At 62.4% G+C, this 18863-nt stretch carries 15 protein-coding genes; 9 read left to right on the top strand and 6 right to left on the bottom strand.

The genetic code is table 11. The annotated features are described in order from the left end of the window. Positions 1 to 131: 131 nt before the first annotated feature. Both QCE79_RS20720 and QCE79_RS20715 read right to left on the bottom strand, forming a co-directional pair. Positions 132 to 3335, bottom strand: coding sequence for an EAL domain-containing protein (locus QCE79_RS20720; RefSeq protein ID WP_309847494.1), 3204 nt, complete (start codon positions 3333 to 3335; stop codon positions 132 to 134). Positions 3336 to 3720: 385 nt separating this feature from the next. Then, positions 3721 to 4389, bottom strand: coding sequence for a TetR/AcrR family transcriptional regulator (locus QCE79_RS20715; protein WP_244831191.1), 669 nt, complete (start codon positions 4387 to 4389; stop codon positions 3721 to 3723). Between the two features lie 141 nt (positions 4390 to 4530). Between QCE79_RS20715 and QCE79_RS20710 the strand changes: the two genes are divergently transcribed. From QCE79_RS20710 to QCE79_RS20700, 3 genes are read left to right on the top strand one after another with little or no spacing between them, the layout of a single operon-like run. Beyond that, complete coding sequence (locus QCE79_RS20710) at positions 4531 to 5658, top strand: HlyD family secretion protein (protein ID WP_309847492.1); 1128 nt, start codon at positions 4531 to 4533, stop codon at positions 5656 to 5658. Next, entirely contained in the window at positions 5651 to 7219 is a 1569-nt protein-coding gene (locus QCE79_RS20705) for an MDR family MFS transporter (RefSeq protein WP_250527184.1), read from the top strand. The genes QCE79_RS20710 and QCE79_RS20705 overlap by 8 nt, the downstream gene beginning before the upstream one ends. 19 nt (positions 7220 to 7238) lie before the next feature. Beyond that, on the top strand, positions 7239 to 8741 hold the full coding sequence (locus QCE79_RS20700) for an efflux transporter outer membrane subunit (RefSeq protein WP_309847489.1): 1503 nt from the start codon (positions 7239 to 7241) through the stop codon (positions 8739 to 8741). Between the two features lie 5 nt (positions 8742 to 8746). Here QCE79_RS20700 and QCE79_RS20695 read toward each other — a convergent pair whose 3' ends face one another. Then, complete coding sequence (locus QCE79_RS20695; RefSeq protein ID WP_309847486.1) at positions 8747 to 9970, bottom strand: GAF domain-containing sensor histidine kinase; 1224 nt, start codon at positions 9968 to 9970, stop codon at positions 8747 to 8749. Between the two features lie 570 nt (positions 9971 to 10540). On the opposite strand from QCE79_RS20695, the gene QCE79_RS20690 reads away from it, so the two are divergent. Beyond that, complete coding sequence (locus tag QCE79_RS20690; RefSeq protein WP_250527182.1) at positions 10541 to 11668, top strand: sensor histidine kinase KdpD; 1128 nt, start codon at positions 10541 to 10543, stop codon at positions 11666 to 11668. A gap of 14 nt (positions 11669 to 11682) precedes the next feature. Here QCE79_RS20690 and QCE79_RS20685 read toward each other — a convergent pair whose 3' ends face one another. The 3 genes from QCE79_RS20685 to QCE79_RS20675 all read right to left on the bottom strand — a co-directional run bounded on the left by QCE79_RS20685 (position 11683) and on the right by QCE79_RS20675 (position 13885). Beyond that, the gene (locus QCE79_RS20685; protein WP_250467872.1) at positions 11683 to 12075 is read right to left on the bottom strand and encodes a response regulator; all 393 of its coding nucleotides are present in this window, start codon (positions 12073 to 12075) and stop codon (positions 11683 to 11685) included. 85 nt (positions 12076 to 12160) lie between these two features. After that, on the bottom strand, positions 12161 to 12973 hold the full coding sequence (locus QCE79_RS20680) for a transglutaminase family protein (protein WP_250493917.1): 813 nt from the start codon (positions 12971 to 12973) through the stop codon (positions 12161 to 12163). Positions 12974 to 13153: 180 nt separating this feature from the next. After that, positions 13154 to 13885, bottom strand: coding sequence for a GntR family transcriptional regulator (locus tag QCE79_RS20675; protein WP_250493916.1), 732 nt, complete (start codon positions 13883 to 13885; stop codon positions 13154 to 13156). Positions 13886 to 14267: 382 nt separating this feature from the next. On the opposite strand from QCE79_RS20675, the gene QCE79_RS20670 reads away from it, so the two are divergent. Genes QCE79_RS20670 through QCE79_RS20650 form a run of 5 tightly spaced genes read left to right on the top strand, consistent with a single transcriptional unit; the run spans position 14268 to position 18862 of the window. After that, positions 14268 to 15155, top strand: coding sequence for an ABC transporter substrate-binding protein (locus QCE79_RS20670; protein WP_309847479.1), 888 nt, complete (start codon positions 14268 to 14270; stop codon positions 15153 to 15155). A 33-nt stretch (positions 15156 to 15188) separates the two neighbouring features. Next, entirely contained in the window at positions 15189 to 16250 is a 1062-nt protein-coding gene (locus QCE79_RS20665) for an ABC transporter substrate-binding protein (RefSeq protein ID WP_244831181.1), read from the top strand. Next, positions 16247 to 17158 (top strand): ABC transporter permease, encoded by a 912-nt coding sequence (locus QCE79_RS20660; protein ID WP_250467868.1) that lies wholly within the window; start codon positions 16247 to 16249, stop codon positions 17156 to 17158. Before QCE79_RS20665 ends, QCE79_RS20660 begins: the two co-directional genes overlap by 4 nt. Before the next feature lies 1 nt (position 17159). Further along, positions 17160 to 17990 carry an ABC transporter ATP-binding protein gene (locus tag QCE79_RS20655; RefSeq protein ID WP_309847476.1) on the top strand — a complete coding sequence of 277 codons (831 nt, stop codon included), beginning with the start codon at positions 17160 to 17162 and terminating at the stop codon, positions 17988 to 17990. Continuing rightward, positions 17987 to 18862 (top strand): carbon-nitrogen hydrolase family protein, encoded by an 876-nt coding sequence (locus tag QCE79_RS20650; protein ID WP_250511701.1) that lies wholly within the window; start codon positions 17987 to 17989, stop codon positions 18860 to 18862. The genes QCE79_RS20655 and QCE79_RS20650 overlap by 4 nt, the downstream gene beginning before the upstream one ends. Position 18863: the final 1 nt, after the last annotated feature.

The raw sequence follows: 18863 nt of genomic DNA, 5'->3' as shown, positions 1-18863 counted from the left end.
TCACGTTGCGATGAAGTTTTCGCGAAGCTTCCTCACCGCCTGACAGTGAGGCCGGCAATACGCCGGCTTCCGATGGTCGATCATCATGTCAACCGTCTACCAACTCGACGACAAGTCGCCCGGACGCGCCTTCAGGGCTCCATCGAAAGTACAGGCGTTGCGTCCAGCGCGCTGGCCCATGCAAGCAACTCGTTCGCTGGCAATGCTTGCGAGAAGAGAAAGCCTTGCAGTTCATCGCAACCGATGCCGCGCAGCGTATCCGCCTGATGTTCGCTCTCCACGCCTTCCGCAACCACACGTAAGCCCAATTCGTGCCCGAGATCGATGATCGCCTTCACGATAGCGAGATCGGCTGGCGCATCGAGCATGTCGTGCACGAACGCTCGATCTATCTTGAGACGGTCAAGCGGAAAGCGATTGAGGTAACTGAGGCTCGAATAACCGGTGCCGAAGTCATCGAGCGAGAGCTTCACGCCGAGCGCACGAATCGCGCGGATGGCCGCGACGTAGCTCTCGGCGTTATCCATGAGCACCGTTTCGGTGATCTCGAGTTCGAGAAACTGCGGCAACACGCGATACTTCGTGAGACTGCGCGCGAGCACGCCCACGAGTTCGGGATCGCGCAATTGAATCGCCGATACGTTCACGGAAGCGCTTATTTCCAGACCATCGCGCTCGCGCCACGTTGCAACCTGACGACATGCTTCGTCGATGACCCACGCGCCCATCGGAATGATGAGCCGCGTCTCTTCGGCCACGGGAATGAACTGCGAAGGCATGACGGAGCCAAGCGTCGGACTATCCCAGCGTAACAGGCCTTCGACGCTCGTCAGCATTCCGGTGCGCGCATCGAGACAAGGCTGCCACGCAATGCGCAATTCGTTGCGTTCTATCGCGGTACGCAGACATGCTTCGAGCGAGAGCCGATAACGCACGTGCTCTGCCATGTCGGCCGAAAAGAACTTCACGAGATTGCGCCCCGCCGCTTTGGCCTGATACATCGCGGAGTCGGCGTTTTGCATGAGCGTGTCGATGTCCGCGCCATCTTCCGGATACAGCGCGACGCCCACGCTGCACGATACCTGCAACGTCACGCCGCTCACTTCATGCGGCTCACGCAAGAGCGCGAAGAAACGCTCTTCGACGGTACGCAGCACATCGGCTGCGTTGGTCACGCCGTTGAGAATGACGGTGAACTCGTCGCCGCCAAGACGGCTGACCGTATCGTTGCTGCGCACGGCCTTGAGGAGACGCCGCGACACCGAACGCAGCAGACCATCGCCGATATGATGACCCAGCGAATCGTTGATATTCTTGAAGCGGTCGAGATCGATGAACAGCACCGCTACGCGTTGCCGCGTGCGTTGAGCTTGCGCGATCGCCACTTCGAGACGCGTGCCGAACAACGCGCGATTCGGCAGTTCCGTGAGCACGTCATGCTCCGCCAGAAACTGGATGCGCGCCTCACTCTTCTTGCGGTCCGTGATGTCGATCAACGTGCAGATATAGTGCGACACGCTGCTATGCTTGTCGCGCACGGTGCTGACCATGAGCCACGCTGGATAATCGCCGCCTTGCCTGCGTCGCACCTGCGCTTCGCCGTTCCACGTACCGCTGCGTTCGATTCGATTCGCAAGCCGCGCGATGATGCCGCGCTCATCGCTTGCGTCGTGTGCCGCGATAAACGCGGGCGGCTTGCCGACCACGTCATCGCTGCGATATCCGGTTGCACGATAGAACGAGGGATTCGCGGTGACGAGCCGCGCGTCGGCATCGAGAATGACGATCGCCTCCGACGATGCCTCGAACACCCTGCCCCAAAGCTCAAGACGTTGCTCCATCAGCTTGATCTGGTTGATCGGCGTAAAGGCCGTGAGAATGGCGTCGCGGCCCTGGAAATTGAGGCGGCGCGCGGAGAGCATCGCCCACGTGGGTTGCGCCGTGGCTTTCCAGTGAACCTCGAATTCGTCGATAGCCTCGCGGTCGGACAGTTGCTGGAAAAAGCGTGCACGCGTCGATGAATCGAGACCGAAGGCCCACGGGTCTGTTGCGCAACCGTTGAGCCAGAAGAGGCCGGGCGTATTCGCGTGCAGCACTTCGTGGCCAGGAACGGCGGTGACGACCATCGGCACGGGCGTGGCTTCGACGAGTGCGTATTGCGCGGCGGATGCGCGCGTCGTGGCCGCGAGTTCCTTCTGCACGTCGCGTTCGTGGTCGAGTTGCGCAAGCATCTCGTTGAAGCCACGCACCAGTTGACCGATTTCGTCCTGACTATGCCAGCTTGCACGTTGCGAATGGTCGCCCGTTCGCCGCACGATATCCATCACGCGCGCGAGCTTGCGCAAGGGCGACGAAATCTGCTGCGCGACGCAATACACCATCGCCAGAATGCCGCATAAGAGAAAGAGCGCGGTGCCCAGATGCAGCCACATGCGTGAGAACAGCATATGTACACGCACATGCAGCAGCTCGTCGAGTTGCGTGCCTGTCACGCGCCAGCTCGTGCTTGCGCTTGCGACGAGCGCTTGCTGCGCGGTATCGACGATGGATACGACAGCGGGATCGGGCGCGGCGTTGCCATCCACGACGATGCGCGCCGCGTGACGAAACGCTTCGACCGAGGTACGCATGCGTGCAAACGAAGGCGTGAGCGCTGCATCGAGTTCGTGATTCGCGGCGCCTGCTTCAGCGAAGTCGGAGCGCAGACCTTGCATGACGCCATCGAGTTGTCCTTCGAGCACGAGATAGCGCGTGCGTACTTCCTCGCGCGAGCGCGCCGGATCGAGCCCTTCGTGCAGATGTTTGCCGATGCCATCGACTGCATCGATCAGCGCCGGATAGCGCAGAATCGATTGCGACATTGCGTAGTAGCTGTCGAGGTCGGGATCGAGAATCAGGTTCGATTGATTGCCGATGCGTGTGATGAGTTCGCGGCAGGCATCGAGCGCGGCGCTGGTCGTCGCGGGCTTGGGCGGCGTTTCGTGAGAGAGCGCGTCGAGCGCTTCGCGCAAGGTCCCGTTGAGCTCGGCGCTCTTCATGTGCTCGCCGTATTGCGCTTCCGCGTTCGCGAGATCGTCGATGGACTTGCGCCATGCACCCGATGGCAGACGTTGCCCCGCGCCCGCGAATGCGACTTCGACGAGCGCGTCTTTCACCACATGCACATAGGCGTTGCCGACGATCTCCTTGTTCGAGAAATCGATGGCGAGATACTTTTCGTGGATCAGGATACCGCTGATGTAGATCACCGCGCTCAGGTCGAGCAGATAGATGAGCAGCAGCTTGTGCCCGACCCGCAGGCGCGCGAGCAGCCGGAAGAAAGGATTGCGCTTCATGGAGCGCTTCGCTTCGCGCGACTCAGCGGGATCAAGTGAACCTCGTGCAATGGTTGGCGCGCCGGCACTCGATGTGAGCCGGACCGATATCACGCGCTAACGGCCGGAGCTTATTGAACTTTAGTTATTGATCGAAGTTCACTGTTCGGGTGCTGGAGTGGGCGATTGAGGTGCGTAAAATGCGCTAAAGATGCGCGGAAATTTGCGTTTCGAGGTGCTTAGTGTCGGTTCACGAACCTCAATCTAACTCGTGTACGCCATCCCATCGGCCGCCGGCCACACTCGACGACGCCCTCCTCAATCGCAAGGCTTCCGGCGTTTCGTTCAGCTCTTCGTCGCGCCCTTCTACTCCCGCGAAGACAACATCGACGAATAACGAACGACCTCACCCCGCAATCGACGCCTCCACCGCCGCGAGATACGCCGACAAAGCGCGCCTCACTTCACGCAGATAACGGCCGGCAAGCTGCACATCGCCCATGGCGGGACGCAGCTTGATGGCAAGCGCGCCCGTCGCGAGCGCATGCAGCATGTCCACATACAACGCGCGCTCGGACGCTTTCACGCCAGGAATGCGCGCGTCGAGGACCTTGCGCAACGTGCCCGCCTTGCGCTTGTTCTTGTGATCGTCGTCGTGCGGCATGATCGACATGAGAATCAGGCAGTCGGGATGCTGCTCAAGGTACGTGATATACGGCGTCATGAAGCGGTCGATCACCGCTTCCGCCGAAATACCGCGCCAGTAATCCGTATCGAGTCCGACTAGCTCGGCTTCGATCTCGTCGGTCGCCGCCATATGGCGGTCCCACAGCGCGTTCAAGAGACTGTCGCGGTCCGGAAAGAAGTGATACATCGAGCCGATCGGCGTGCGTGCCTGCCGCGCAACGCCGTGCATGGTCACGCCAGTCAGCCCCTTTTCGACGATCAGTTCAGCCGCCGCATCGAGCACCGTCTCGATGCGCGCGCGGCCACGCGCCTGCAATGGCGCACGCGCGCTGCTGCCGCGATCGCTCGCTGTCGTGGCTTCTTCCCGTGGCGACGATGGCTTCTTCATTGTCAATCCTTTCCATGATGAAACTGGACGCGTCCGTCTAGTTTGCGTCATACTAGACGATATCGTCTAGTATCAGCGGCCCCGATTGCGTGCCTTACACGCGTAATTATCTCGCGGTCGCGTTAAACGTTGGAGAGAAACATGGCAGCAGAAGCGCCCGCCGATAGCGGCAAGATCAACGACACCACCACGCGCAAGCCTTCGCGCAAGGGCGTGCTTATCGTCGTCGGTATCGTCGCGGTGGTAGTCGGCATCGCATGGGGCGTGCGCTGGTGGACGGTCGGCCGCTTCATCGAAACCACGGACGACGCCTATCTCAAGGCCGACAGCGTGACCGTCGCGCCGAAGGTGAGCGGCTACGTCACCGAAGTGCTCGTCGCGGACAATCAGACGGTCGCCGCCGGCGCGCCGGTCGCGCGGTTGGACACGCGGCAGTATCAGGCGCAACTCGATCAGGCCAAGGCTACGCTCGACGCCCGCGCCGCCGACATCCTCCGTGCCGAGGCCGAAGTCAAACAGCAGCAGGCCAACGCAGAACAGGCGAAGGCGCAAGCGGAGGTATCGCGCGTGAGTTTGCGGCAAGCCGAAGCCGAGGTGCGCCGCTACGAGCCACTTGCCGCGAGCGGCGCGGAAACCGCCGAACGTCTTGCCAATCTCGTCAGCACGCGCGATCAGGCGCGCGCCACGCTCGCCGCGAATCTCGCGGCGGCGCGTTCGGCCAGCACGCAGATCGGTGCGACCGAAGCGCAAATCGTGCAGGCGAAGGCACAGATGGAAGCCGCACAGGCGCAACTGGATCAGTCCAGCCTCGACGTGCACGACACCACGCTTTATAGCCCGCTCGCGGGGCGCGTAGGCGACCGCAGCGTGCGCGTCGGTCAGTATGTGCAGCCGGGCACGCGGCTCATGACCATCGTCCCGGTCGAAGCGCTCTATCTCGAAGCGAACTTCAAGGAAACTCAAGTGGGCCGCATGCGCGTAGGCCAGCCGGCCACGCTGCATGTCGACGCCATCAAGGGCGCCGATCTGCATGGCGTGGTCGAGAGTTTCTCGCCGGGCACTGGCGCGCAGTTCGCGCTCTTGCCGCCGGAAAATGCCACCGGCAACTTCACGAAGATCGTGCAGCGCGTGCCGGTGCGTATTCGCGTGGATACGGGTCCGCAAACGCGCAAGGTGCTGTTGCCGGGTCTGTCCGTCACCGTCGATGTCGACACGCGCTCCGCCACCGACGACAGCCGCCATATCGCCGAAGAGAACAGTCATGACTGAGGCCCGTGCCGCGCGCGCGAGCGCCGGCGACTGGATCGCCGTCACGGCAGGCGCGCTCGGCGCGCTGATGGCCACGCTCGACATCTCCATCACCAACTCGGCGTTGCCGCAAATTCAGGGCGAAATCGGTGCGACGGGCACCGAAGGCACGTGGATCTCGACGGGCTATCTGATGTCCGAAATCGTGATGATTCCACTCGCCGCGTGGCTCACGCGCGTTTTCGGCCTGCGCAACTTCCTCCTGAGCAACGCAACGCTCTTCACCGTGTTCTCGGTGATGTGCGGTTTCTCGCACTCGTTGCCCATGATGATCGCTGGCCGCATCGGCCAAGGCTTCACCGGCGGCGCGATGATTCCCACGGCGCAGACCATCATCCGCACGCGGCTGCCGCGCGAGCAGATGCCCGTGGGCATGACCATCTTCGGGCTGATCGTGCTGCTCGGGCCGTTGCTCGGTCCCGTGCTCGGCGGCTGGCTCGCGGAGAACATTTCATGGTCGTGGTGCTTCTTTCTCAACATCCCCGTGGGCGTCGCGCTGATCGCGTTGCTGATCACCGGTCTGCCGCAGGAAAAGCCGCAGTGGGACGCCTTTTTCAAGGCGGACTGGCTCGGCATCGCGGGACTCGCCATCGGGCTGAGTTCGCTTACCGTCGTGCTCGAAGAAGGTCAGCGCAATCAGTGGTTCGAGTCGAGCGAGATCGTCTTGCTCACGTGCGTCACGGCATTCGGCTTTTTGCTGATCGCGCTGTCGCAAGTCTTCGCGAAGCGGCCTATCGTGCGGCTGTCTCTGTTGCGCAATCCGCGCTATGCAAGCGTGATTCTCATTGTCTTCGCGGTCGGCGCGGGGCTTTACTGCGTGTCGTTTCTGCTGCCGCAGTTCCTGAGCATCGTCGCGGGATACAACGCGTTGCAGTCCGGCTCGATCATGCTGGTGTCAGGCGTGCCGGCGTTTCTCATCATGCCCGTGTTGCCGCGTCTGCTCGGCAAGTTCGATTTCCGCGTGCTCGTCATCACCGGCTTGCTGTTCTTCGCGGCGAGCTGTCTGCTCGACATATCGCTGACGGCGCAAAGCGTCGGACACGACTTCTACGCCTCGCAAATTTTGCGCGGCTTCGGCCAGATGCTCGCAATGATGCCGCTCAATCAAGCCTCCATGGCCGCGGTCTCGCGCGAGGAATCCGGCGATGCCGCGGGCCTCTACAACATGGCGCGCAACCTCGGCGGATCGGTCGGGCTCGCGATCATCGGGACGGTCATCGACCGGCGTAATGACTTTCACGGCGAGGCCATCCGCGAGACGCTCACGGCCAATTCGGTGCTCGGCCAGGACCGGCTCGCGGCCAACGCGGCGGGATTTTTCGCGCAAGGCGGCGACATGGCGCACGCCAAGATGCAGGCGCTCGGGCAATTGTCCGTGCAGATCGGCCAGCAAGCCATCGTCATGACCTACTCCGAAACCTTCTTCATCCTCGCGATCGCGTTGCTGGCCTGCGTGCCGCTCGCCCTTCTGCTCAAAACGCCGCGTCATCAGGCTGGCGAAACGCCATCCGCCGGCCACTAATGTCATGAACGATTCAACGATGTCTCTCAACTCCTTCCGCAGCCGGCGCGCCGTGCCGTTCGTGCTTGCGCTCATTTGCTCCGCGTGCACGGTGGGCCCGGATTACCGTGGCGCGCCGGATATCGCGGCGGAATCGCTCAAAAGCGGGACGTTCGTGCGTACGCCGCAGCAGGGCGTCGACGTCTCGCATGCACCCGCCAAGTGGTGGCTCGCGCTGAACGACCCGAAACTGAACGATCTTGTCGATGCGGCGCTTTCCAGCAATCCCGATGTGAAAATCGCGCAGGCGAAACTGCGGCAAGCGCGCTCGCAATTGCGCGGGCAAGAGGCCAACGGCATGCCGAAGGCGTCGGCATCGGCGGCGGCGTTGCGTATGCGCTCGCCCGATCTCGGCAGCTTCGCGGCATCCAATGCGGGAGGTTCGGATCAGGGCACGGCGACATCCAGCGGGCGTGGTCCGCTCGACTTCTACACCGCCGGCTTCGACGCCTCGTGGGAACTCGATCTCTTCGGCGGCACGCGTCGCGCGGTCGAAGCGGCATCCGACGAAGCCGACGCTGTCAAAGCGGATCTCGCCGACACGCAGGTGTCGCTCGCGGCGGAAGTCGCGTCCGCCTACGTCGGCTTGCGCGACCAGCAACGACGTCTCGCGCTCGGCCGCAGCACCGCCGAATATCAGCAGCAAATGCTCACGCTCACCGAGCAGCGCCGCGCGCGCGGCACGGCGGCCGACGTGGATGTCGAGCGCCTCACGACGCAAGTGGATACCACGCGCGCGACGCTCGTGCCGTTGCAGGTGCAGATCACCGATTCGCTGGATCAACTCGCCGTGCTCACGGGCCGCGCGCCCGGCGCGCTGGACGCGCAACTCGGTGAGGCCGCGCCCTTGCCCGACCTGCCAGCTTCGGTGGCTATTGGCGAGCCATCGGCGATGCTGCAACAGCGCCCGGACATCCGCGCGGCGGAACGGCGCCTCGCATCGAGCAATGCGCAGATCGGCGAGCATGTCGCGGACTATTTTCCGAAGGTGACGTTGCTCGGCGATATCGGTTTCACGGCGTCGGACCCGGGACATTTGCTGCGCAAGCAGAATTTCTCGTGGCTCGGCGTGCCGTATCTGCAATGGAACGTGCTGGACTTCGGCCGCACGGCGGCGAGCGTGGATACCGCGAAGGCTTCGCGCGACGAAGCCGAGGCGCGTTATGAAAAGACCGTGCTGGCCGCGCTCAAGGACGCCAATTCGGCGCTCGCGCGCTACGGCTATCAGCGCGAGCATCTAGTGCGGCTCGAAGAGGTCAATGCGTCGTCGGAGCGCGCCGCCATCCTCGTGCGTCAGCGCTACAAGGCGGGCGTGTCGACCTTGATCGATCTGCTCGATGCCCAGCGCACGCAGTTCGCCGCGCAGCAGGACGTGGTTGCGGCGCAGGGCGAATTGCTCAAAGACTTCGTGTCGCTACAAAAGAGTCTTGGCCTCGGCTGGCAACAGGGCGATGACGCGAACCAGCTTGCGGCGGCGCATTGAGCCGTTTAGAAGCCAGCGTCTCGTGCGCGAACCGGAATGCGCGCGGTGAATCTCGTGCCGATCTCGGCGCTCGATTCCACTCCGAGCGTTCCGCCGTGCGCCGAGACGATCTGCTTGCAGATATAGAGCCCGAGTCCGAGCCCGCCGCCCGGTGCGCTCGTCGCGGGACGCCAATAAGGCTCGAACACTTTTGAGAGCGTCTCCGGCGCGATAGGCTCGCCGCCATTGGTCACCGACAGCGTGAGGTGATCGCGCTCTACCGCAATCTCCACCGTGACGGGCGTATCGGCGCCGCCGTGAGTCATCGCGTTGCCGAGCAGGTTTGAAAGCAACTGCTGAATGCGGACGAGATCGCAACTGACCGCGGAATCGACCTGTATGGCGCGATTCACCGCGCGCGACGGGTTCGCCACGCAAAGCTCGTCGACGACCGCGCGCAGGTAAGGCGCGATGTCATCCACCGCGACGATGCTAACCGACATGCCCGAGCCGAGACGGCCGCGCGCGAGATCGAGCACGTCGTCGATCAGCCGCGCCATGCGCGCCGCCGTCGCCTTGAGCCGATTGCCGATACCGACGAGATCCGGCTCGCTCTTGCGCCGGCTCAACAATTCGCCATTCGCGCTCACGGCGCTCAACGGATTGCGCAAATCGTGACCCAATACCGCGATGAACTGCTCCCGAAGATGCGCCGTCTCGCGCTCGTCGAACAGTTGCGCTTCAGTGGACCATTGCCGCTTTTCGCTGGCGAGCTGCATGCCGATGAGATTTGCGAACACCTCGAACATGCGCACGACGCGCGGCTCGGATACCTTCGCCGGACGCGGATCGACTGCGCAGAGGTTGCCGAAATACTCGCCGTCCGGCAAAACGATAGGCACGGAAATATAGCTTTCGAGACCGTAAATGGCGGGTGTGTGATGATCGCGATACGTGGTGTCGCTGCTGAACCGATCGACGATGATCGGCGCACGCGAGGCCCGCGATTCCGAGCAGAGCGTGGTGCGCAGTTCGAGTTGTCCGCCCGGCACCAGTCCGAAATTGATGTTGTCCTGAACGGCGCACGCCGTCCAGGTCGAGTCGGTGACGCGCGCGACGGCCGCGAAACCCATTCCAGTTTCGTCGCAGATCATCTTGAGTATCGACGGCACCGCGCCGATTCCAGCCACGGCGCCCATGTCGCGCGCCAATGCCTCTCGCGAATCCGCCGGTAAAAGTGGTCTATTCACGGCTTCCCTCCTCATCCGCGACATTGTGACAGAGCACGCTCATGCGGTACCAAAGTTTTACGGATAACCGTGCGGCAAATAGCCGATCGATCTGCGCTGCCATGCACCGCAAAGGTTTGCGCATCGCGGGTTAAACGTTATTCAGCGGGTTTGAACGTGCAAGCCGTTAATAAATACGCTGTGAGCCCGATAACAGGTGATTCCCGCTTATTTAAAGGATGCGAGGGACGTGGTGCGCGGCTCGCGTGCGAGTTGCATGATAATGAATCTTCATGCATAGAACTAAAACGATCTGGGGCCGACGAAATGCCGGCTGCGGTTATCAATCTCGCAAAGTGCACGGTGAATCCACTCACGGATTTGCAACATTGGACGCGCGGAATCAAATAACTTTTTCTCGGGAACCGGCTGCGTAGCATTGCAGCGCGAGCGCGCAAGGCGCTCTTTGGTTCGGCTCGGATCGCTCGGTCTTGTTCGAGCAATCGCGCCTTTTGACTCTCACTCTCACTGGCATAGCTGCTTCCTCCACATGGCCGGCCGGTCACGCGCGTGGCGCCAAGGACATAGGCCATGATGCACAACTTCCTCTCCAATAATCGCTCAGAGCTGGTGGAGCGGTGTCGAGCCAAGGTCGCGAGCCGCCCGACGCGCGCAGCCTCCGATGCGCAGCTCGAAAACGGCGTACCGATGTTTCTCGACCAATTGATCAAGACGCTGCGCATCGAGCAAGGCAGCGATCCGCTCGCGAGTCGCGCGGTATCGGGTGCGGCCGGCGGCATCATGACGGAATCGGAGATGGGCGCAACGGCCGGACAGCATGGTCACGCGCTGCATTTGCTCGGTTATACGATCGCTCAGGTCGTGCACGATTACGGCGATCTTTGTCAGGCCATTACCGATTTGGCGCACGAGCGCGATGTGCCATTCCAGATCAATGAATATCGGACGTTAAACCGCTGTCTCGATAACGCTATTGCGAAGGCTGTCACCGAATTCAGTTATCAACGCGCGCAAAGCACAAATCAGGAACAACAGCGCGCCGCTCAGGAACGGGCGGGTGAACTTGCACACGAACTGAGAAACGCGCTGTCCATCGCGACAACGGCCTTCGAAGCCGCAAGAACCGGAAGTCTGAGCCTGACGGGCGCCACGGGAACGGTACTTCAGCGTGGCCTGGCTTCGCTGCGCACGCTAATCGACGGCTCCATTGCGGACGTCAAGGAATTGGCGGACGGCGGGACGTCGGCGGCGACGTTTTCGTTGGCCGACTTCATTACCGAGGTAGCGCACGCGGCTGAACTGGCAGCGCAAGTGCGAGGCGTGAAATTCACGGTGTCTCCCGTCGACAGCACGCTTGCCGTCAGCGCCGACCGCGATGCGCTTTATTCGGCACTCGGCAATCTGCTGCAAAACGCGTTCAAGTTCACGCGCCCGCAAAGCGAAGTGTCGCTCAACGCTTATGCCGTGGCCGGCCGCATTCTAATGGACGTGAAAGACCATTGCGGCGGACTTCCGCCCGACTCCACGCTCACCATGTTCGAACCTTTCACGCAGCAGTCCGCCGACAAGAGCGGCCTGGGCCTGGGCTTGTCGATTTCCAAAAAGATCGTCGAGACATATGGCGGCGTGTTGAGCGTGGCGAACCTTCCGGGCGTCGGGTGCATCTTCACCATCAACCTGGCGCGCCATTCGGTTTGACGACGGCGCTCGAATCAGCGGGCGCTTTTTAGCGAACTGGCGTGAAGCGCCAGCGTTTCGAGTAGCGCGCTCAACCTGAGCGGCTTCGTGAAGTGGTAATTGAAACCGGCGCGTATCGATGCCGCGCGTTCCGCCATCGAAGACAACGCGGTCACGGCGATCAGAAGCGTCAGTTTGTGCTCGTCGGCCTGGCGCAACTGACGCGCAACCTCGCGCCCGTCCATGAGCGGCATTTCGACATCGATCAGGGCAATCTCGGGGCGCCACCGGCGAATCTCGGCCAGCGCGGCGCAACCGTTTTGGGCCGTATGGACATCGTAGCCTTCGAGCGATAGTGCTGAAGCGCAGGCCGCACGAATGGCGGCATCGTCGTCCGCAACAAGGAGACGGGGCAGGTGCTTGCGCATGATGGTGCTCGCTTTTTTAATGGCTAATACATCTATTCGAGCATTGAGCATTCCCGACCATGCAGACTATTCGTGCGGCGCGCCTCTAATAGCCCTGCTCGGGCTCGCAAACGACATGAAAATTGACGAGCGTGGTCTGCCCGAACGTGTTGCTGAGCGCGACATCGGCGGCATCGCGGCCGTACGCCATCAGCACGCGGCCAACGCGCGGCGCGTTATTGCGCGGGTCGAAGACCTGCCACGTGCCGCCGACATAGGCCTCGAACCATGCCGCGAAATCCATCGGCGCATAAGGCGGCGGCAGGCCGACATCGCTGATATAGCCGGTGCAGTAACGTGCCGGAATATTCAGCGCGCGGCACAGCGTCACCGCGAGATGCGCGAAGTCGCGGCACACGCCCACGCGCTCCTGGTAAGCCTCCCAGGCCGTCTTGGTCGGGCGCGCATGGTGATAGCCGAACGTAATGTGATGATGCGCGAAGTCGCAGATTGCCTGCACGCGGGCCGCGCCCGGCGCGGAATTGCCGAAGAGTTGCCAGGCGGCTTCCGATAGCAGATCGGTTTCGCAGTACCGGCTGCCGAGGAGAAAGACAAGGCACTCGTCGGGCAGTTCTTCCACCGCGTGTTGCCGGCCATCCACGGGACGCGTTTCGAACTCGCCCGATACATTGAGCAATGCGGAAGTCGACAGTTCGAAACGCCCCGGCGGCGCCACGATCCGGCTGCACAAATTACCGAAACCATCGCGATACTGAGTAATCGGCACCGGCGGATTGGTGGCAAGCACGTCCGCCACGATCACATCGTTGGCATGCGAGTAATGCGTGTTGAGCATCAGCATCATGGGTGTCGGCTGCGGACACTCATAGGCAAGATCGTAGCCAACGCGGAGTCTCATCGGACGTCCTTTGCTGTGATGATTCGTGTGGGGCGTCTCGACGGACGCCGCAAGCGAGGCGCTTGCAGCCACACTATACTGCGCCGCCCTGAAGTCATTAAAGCCGGAAAATTAATGTGGAGCGTGCGGTATCGCGCGGTTCAAAAGCGCGCGCCCGGCACGCATCGCACACATCGCACGCTACGCGCCACGCAGCAGGATAGCTTCGAGATCGTCCTCCTCTTCTTCCGCCGTATGCAGCCGCAGAGTAGCTTCGATGTGCGCGAGATGCTCGACCATGAGCTTTTGCGCCAGCTTGACGTTGCCGGCTTCGAGCGCATCGATCAGGCGCGCGTGCTCGTCGTGCGGACACGCCTCCGAGGTCGGCGCGTTGTAGAGCAGGATGGTCAGACACGTGAGCATCTGCAGACCGCGCATGGTGCGCTCGATGAAGCGATTGCCGCCAAGCTGCGCCAGCAACACATGAAACTCCCCCGAGAGCCGTACAGCGGTGCGCCGGTCATTGCGCTTGCGTGCATCTTCCTCGCGCGCGACATGCGCCCTCAATGACGCAATGTCCTTCTTCGTCGCGGACCGGCAAACCTTCTCGACCACGGGCAGTTCTATCTGCCGCCGCGCCTCGAAAAGTTCGCGCGCTTCTTCCACCGTCGGGCTCGCGATAAACGCGCCCCGGTTCGGCACGATAGTCACCACCAGTTCATGCGAAAGCTGTTGCAGCACCGCGCGCACCACCGTGCGGCTCACGCCGAAGATGGCGGCGAGCCGGTCTTCCGCGAGCTTCGTCCCCGGATGCAGGCGATGTTCGGCGATGGCGTTCATCAACCGTTCGTAGATGGGATTGCGTTGAACGCCATCGAATGACCCTTTGACGTCGAGTTCATTCGATGCGCTTCGTTTCTTGTCTGTGGGCATGAGGTCTTCCTGAGTCCTGCGGTATTCCTGGCGCGATTATCCGCTTAGATTGCATACGATTCAAATCGGGATTGTATGTATCAGCACTGTGAAGCGCCGAACAAACCAAGCAAAAAGCAGCATTGTTGGTGCCAAAAAGCATCGCGAAGGTGCAGCGTTACACGCCGATGGTGCGAAATGGTCCAATTGAACCGCAGCAAGTCTCGTATACAAACGTAGCTGATTTTGTAGTCAATAATCTGCATCGCTAGTAAACAAAGGCAGTCGCGGTTAACGTCAACTTACGTATGCAAAAGTGGCACGGTCTTCGCTAAAGCTCTCGGGCGATGCCTCTAAGCGCTGCGCGACGTCTCACGGAACGAACCCGACCACTGGGAACACGATGCGAAAGTTGTTGCTGGCGCACGGCGGTGCGCTTTCCAATCTGCCGCTCTTCGTCGCCATCGACGCGGGCTTGCTCGAAGCGCGCGGACTTCACGCCGAAGCACCAGAGCTGGCCGAATTCAAATCGACGGCCGCGCTGTTGCGTACCGGTGCGGCGCAACTCGGCACCACGGGCTTCACGCAAGCGTTAGTCGATCACGCGTTGCCCGATCCGCTGCGCATCGTCGGCGGCAGCGGCAAGCTCGGCATGGCGCTGGTCGGGCAAGGCGGTTTGACCGTCGAGGCACTGCGCGGCCAGCGCGTGGGCACCTTCGCCGACGACCCCATGGAAGCCCTGCTCTACGACGCCTTGCGCATTTACGGCGTCGGCATGCGCGAGGTCGAGTGTGTGCACTTCGGCTCGCTGACCGCCGCCGCCGGCGATCTGCTCGCCGGCCGCATTGCCGCGTTGACGCTGGTGGAACCGTATATCTCGCGCCTCGTGGCGCAAGGCTTCGATGTGCTCTGCGACGGCATAGAAGCATGGGGCGGCGACTATCCCGACACACTGCTCGTCGCGCGTGAAAGTTTTCTCGTGGCACAGCCGGACATCGTGCGCGAAGTGCTCGCCGGCATGCTCGAAGCGCAAGCGCTCATCGAGCGCGATCCGCACGCCGCGTTGCGCGCGAGTGCGCATCGATGGCCCGAGTTTTCGCATGACGAGTTGCTCGCCGGCATGGCGCGTCAGCCATCCGATGTCGACATTCGGCCGTTACGCGCCAGCGTGCTCGCGCGGGCATCGGCACTCGAAGCGCTTGGACGCATGCGTATCACGCCGCGCTTGAGCGACATCTTCGCCCTCGATCTGCTCGACGGCTTGCTCAAGTCCGGACCGATTTTCCAATGAAACGCCTTTGTTCAATTTGACGGGGATATCACGATGTTCAGGAAATTCATCGATAAAAACGCGGCATCGCTGCGTCTTAGCGCAATCAGCCACGAGCGGCGCGACTTTCTTGCGCGCAGTGCCTGCATGGCGGGCGGCGCGATGCTCGGCGGCGCATGGCTCACCAACGCCAGCGCGGCCGGCGGTCTCACGCTCAAGGCGACGCACGGCACGGGCCTCTGTAATTGCCCGTTCTTTCTCGTGAAGGAGCGCAATCTGGCGCAAGGCGTGACGCTCGATTTCGTGACCACGCCGACCAACGCCGACATCGCGGCGCTCTTCGGCGCGGGCGTGGTGGATGTGAGCGTCGTGCCGTACACCAACTTCATGACGCTCTACGATGCGGGCGCGCCCATCAAGGTCGTCGCGGGATCGGGCGTGCAGGGCTGCGTGATCGTCGCGCAGCCGGGCATCACGTCGGCGGAGCAGTTGCGCGGCAAGACCATCGGTACGTTCCAGGCCGATACGCTCGAAATGCTGCCCTACGACTATCTGAAGAAAGCGGGCATGAGCTTCAAGGACGTCAAGGTGCGCTACTTCGGCACGTCGCCGGAACTGGCGCAGGCGTTCATCGCGGGCAATATCGATGCGATGTGCCATATCGAGCCGTACGCCACGCAGGCGCTGAAGTCGCGCGCGGGTTCGGTCATGCTTTCCAATGGCGTCGATGTGTACGGCGCGAACTATTCCGACTGCGTGCTCGCGGTGCGCGAGAAGTTGCTGCACGAGAATCGCGATGCCGTGAAGTCGCTCATCAAGGCCATGATGGTCGCGCAGCATCAGGAAGAACAGGATCGCGCGACCGCCGTGAAGGACACCGTCGGCAAATACTTCAAGACGAGCTACGACGCCACGCTCGACGCCGCCACCAAGCAGCCGCCGATGATCGATCAGCGTGGCAACGAAGCGTTCATCCTCGGCCGCGCGGAAAATCTGAAGGAGCTTCGCTACATCAAGAAGCTGCCAGGCAAGGACATGTTCGACTGGGGGCCGCTCACCGAAGTCATCAAGGAAAACGGCGACCTGTACGCGCAATTGCAGCGAAAGACCGCATGAGCAGCCTCATGGGATACGCCACTTCCCGCCTGAAGCGCGCGAGCGACAAGACCGCCGATGGACGCGCGCGGGCGCGGCGCGCGCCGCTCCTTGCGCGCATCGTGCCGCTTCTGTGGGGCATCGCTTCGCTTGCGTGCTTCATCGCCGTGTGGGAAGCGGCCTGGGCGCTGCACTGGGCCGATCCACTCTTGCTGCCGCCGCCGCATATCTTTTTGCGCAACTTCGGCTCGCAGGCGCAGTACTTTTTGTCGAGCGATGTGATCGGCGAGCAGTCGAGCGGCACGGCCTTCGGCGCGCTGGCGATGACCATCGTCGCGACTACCTTGCGCGTGCTCGCCGGTCTCACGCTCGGCTTCGTTTGCGCGGTGGCGATGGGCGTGGCCATCCGTTACTTTCGTCTCTTCGGCAATCTCACGCTGCCCACCATCACGCTGCTTGCGCCGATCTCGCCCATTGCGTGGCTGCCTGTCGCGATCTTTCTGTTCGGCATCGGCAATGGGCCAGCGGTGTTCATGGTCTTCATCTCGCTCTTTTTCGTGATGACGGTATCGACCATCGGACAAATAGACAGCGTGAGCCGCACGCAGCTGAACGTGGCCGCCGTAATGGGCGCCACGCGCGCGCAGACGTTTCGCCATGTGATCCTGCCCGCGATTCTGCCGTCGCTTTTCATGGTGCTGCGCATGAACCTGTTCGGCGCGTGGATGGTCGTGCTGATTGCGGAGGCGACCGGCGTGGGCAGCGGGCTCGGACAAGTGGTGATGCTCTCGCGCAATACCTTCAACGCGAGCCTTTCGTTCTTCACGATGACGCTGATCGGCGTGCTCGGTTTCGCGTTCGATTACCTGTTGCGCATCGTGCAGCGCAAAGTGCTGTTTTGGGTGCCGGAAAGCGGCCTGAGGAAATGACATGACCGAACAAGCCTTTGCCGACGTTGCACCGAAGCGCCGCGGCCAGCCGCCGCTCGTGACCTGCACGGGCGTCGGCAAGACGTGGCAGACGGACGGCGAACCGTTCGTGGCTTTACGCGACATCGACCTCGAAGTAGCGCGCGGCGAGTTCGTCGTCTTTCTGGGTCCGAGCGGATGCGGCAAGAGCACGCTGCTCTTTCTCATGGCGGGACTCGAACAGGCGACCGAAGGCCGCATTGTGTGCGGCGGCGCGGAAGTGCATGCGCCGGGCACGGATCGCGGGCTCGTGTTTCAGGAGGCGTCGCTTTATCCATGGCTCACGGTTGGCGAGAACGTCACGTTCGGCTTGAAGATGCAGCATGTGCCGAAGGATCGCCGCCGCCAGGTCGCGCAGGAGATTCTCGAACGCGTGGGACTTTCCGAAGCCATCGACAAGCGGCCGGATCAGTTGTCGGGCGGCATGCGGCAGCGCGCGGCCGTGGCGCGCGCGCTTGCGCTCAAGCCGGAAATCCTGCTGCTCGATGAACCCTTCGCCGCACTCGATGTGCAAACGCGCGCCCGCATGCAGGACTTTCTGATTCAGGTGTGGCGGCAAGCGGGCGTATCGATGGTCTTCGTCACGCATCATATCGACGAAGCCATTGCGCTCGCGGATCGTATCGTCGTGTTCACGGCGCGGCCCGGGCGGATTAAGACGATCATTCCCGTCGACATGCCGCGTCCACGCGATTCGCGCAGCCCGGCCTTTCACGCGCTCGCCGATCGATTGACCGACCTGTTGCGCGACGAAGTTGACCGCGCGTTCGCGGAGCAGGAGCGCATCAAGTGACCGACGACGTGCTTCGCGTAGCCGCGATTCAATCGCCGCCCTGCACCACCGATCTCGCGCACAACGCGGCCATCGCTTTCGATGCCGTCCGCCGCGCCGCAAACGAAGGCGCGCGTCTCATCGCGCTGCCGGAACTCGCGACGGTGCCGTATTTCGCGGGCTCGCCTGCGGGACGTTATCGCGAATGGGCGAATCCCGCGCAAGGCGCTTTCGCAGATAAGTGGGCCGCGCTCGCAAAGGAATGCGATGCCGCGCTCATCGTGCCGTTCTACGAGCACGATCCCGCGAGCGGTTGCTATCACAACGCTGTGCTTGGCTTCGATGCCAAAGGCTTATCGTTGCGTGCGAATGCAAGCCCGGTTGCCCGCAAGCTGCACTTGCCCGTCGGCGACGATCCCCCGCCCGGCTATGACGAGCCCGCGCATTTCACGCCCGGCTCGGGTCTGCATGTGGTGAACGTCGGTGTCTGGCGCGTGGGCGTGCTGGTTTGCTACGACCGGCGTTTTCCCGAGTGCTGGCGCGCGCTGCGGGCACAAGGCGCGGACCTCGTGATCGTGCCGGTGGCGGGCAGCGGCGGCGACGACATGGACTTCTTCGTCGGCGAAATGCGCACGCATGCCCGCGAAAACGGCCTCGCCGTGCTGTGCGCGAACAAGGCCGGCGACGAGTTTCTCGATGACGCGCGTATCGACAACTTCGGCGAATCGTGTGTGATCGCGGCCGATGGAGCGGTGCTCGCGCGAAGGTCCGGCATGCTCGGCGCAGGCATCGTGAGCGCGACGCTCGTGCACACGGATATCGCGCGCACGCGGGGTCGGCTCAATTATTACGCGCATCGGCGGACCGATCTATACGGCACGCCGTCGTTCTGAT

This window comes from Caballeronia sp. LZ003 (assembly GCF_031451465.1).
Taxonomy (GTDB): domain Bacteria; phylum Pseudomonadota; class Gammaproteobacteria; order Burkholderiales; family Burkholderiaceae; genus Caballeronia.
This window is presented reverse-complemented; position numbering and strand designations above follow the sequence as displayed.

Coding starts and splice junctions, on each gene's coding strand:
- QCE79_RS20710 (WP_309847492.1), top strand. CDS start 4,531: ATGGCAGCAGAAGCGCCCGCCGATAGCGGCAAGATCAACGACACCACC.
- QCE79_RS20685 (WP_250467872.1), bottom strand. CDS start 12,075: ATGCGCAAGCACCTGCCCCGTCTCCTTGTTGCGGACGACGATGCCGCC.
- QCE79_RS20720 (WP_309847494.1), bottom strand. CDS start 3,335: ATGAAGCGCAATCCTTTCTTCCGGCTGCTCGCGCGCCTGCGGGTCGGG.
- QCE79_RS20665 (WP_244831181.1), top strand. CDS start 15,189: ATGTTCAGGAAATTCATCGATAAAAACGCGGCATCGCTGCGTCTTAGC.
- QCE79_RS20715 (WP_244831191.1), bottom strand. CDS start 4,389: ATGAAGAAGCCATCGTCGCCACGGGAAGAAGCCACGACAGCGAGCGAT.
- QCE79_RS20670 (WP_309847479.1), top strand. CDS start 14,268: ATGCGAAAGTTGTTGCTGGCGCACGGCGGTGCGCTTTCCAATCTGCCG.
- QCE79_RS20690 (WP_250527182.1), top strand. CDS start 10,541: ATGATGCACAACTTCCTCTCCAATAATCGCTCAGAGCTGGTGGAGCGG.
- QCE79_RS20700 (WP_309847489.1), top strand. CDS start 7,239: ATGTCTCTCAACTCCTTCCGCAGCCGGCGCGCCGTGCCGTTCGTGCTT.
- QCE79_RS20655 (WP_309847476.1), top strand. CDS start 17,160: ATGACCGAACAAGCCTTTGCCGACGTTGCACCGAAGCGCCGCGGCCAG.
- QCE79_RS20680 (WP_250493917.1), bottom strand. CDS start 12,973: ATGAGACTCCGCGTTGGCTACGATCTTGCCTATGAGTGTCCGCAGCCG.
- QCE79_RS20660 (WP_250467868.1), top strand. CDS start 16,247: ATGAGCAGCCTCATGGGATACGCCACTTCCCGCCTGAAGCGCGCGAGC.
- QCE79_RS20705 (WP_250527184.1), top strand. CDS start 5,651: ATGACTGAGGCCCGTGCCGCGCGCGCGAGCGCCGGCGACTGGATCGCC.
- QCE79_RS20675 (WP_250493916.1), bottom strand. CDS start 13,885: ATGCCCACAGACAAGAAACGAAGCGCATCGAATGAACTCGACGTCAAA.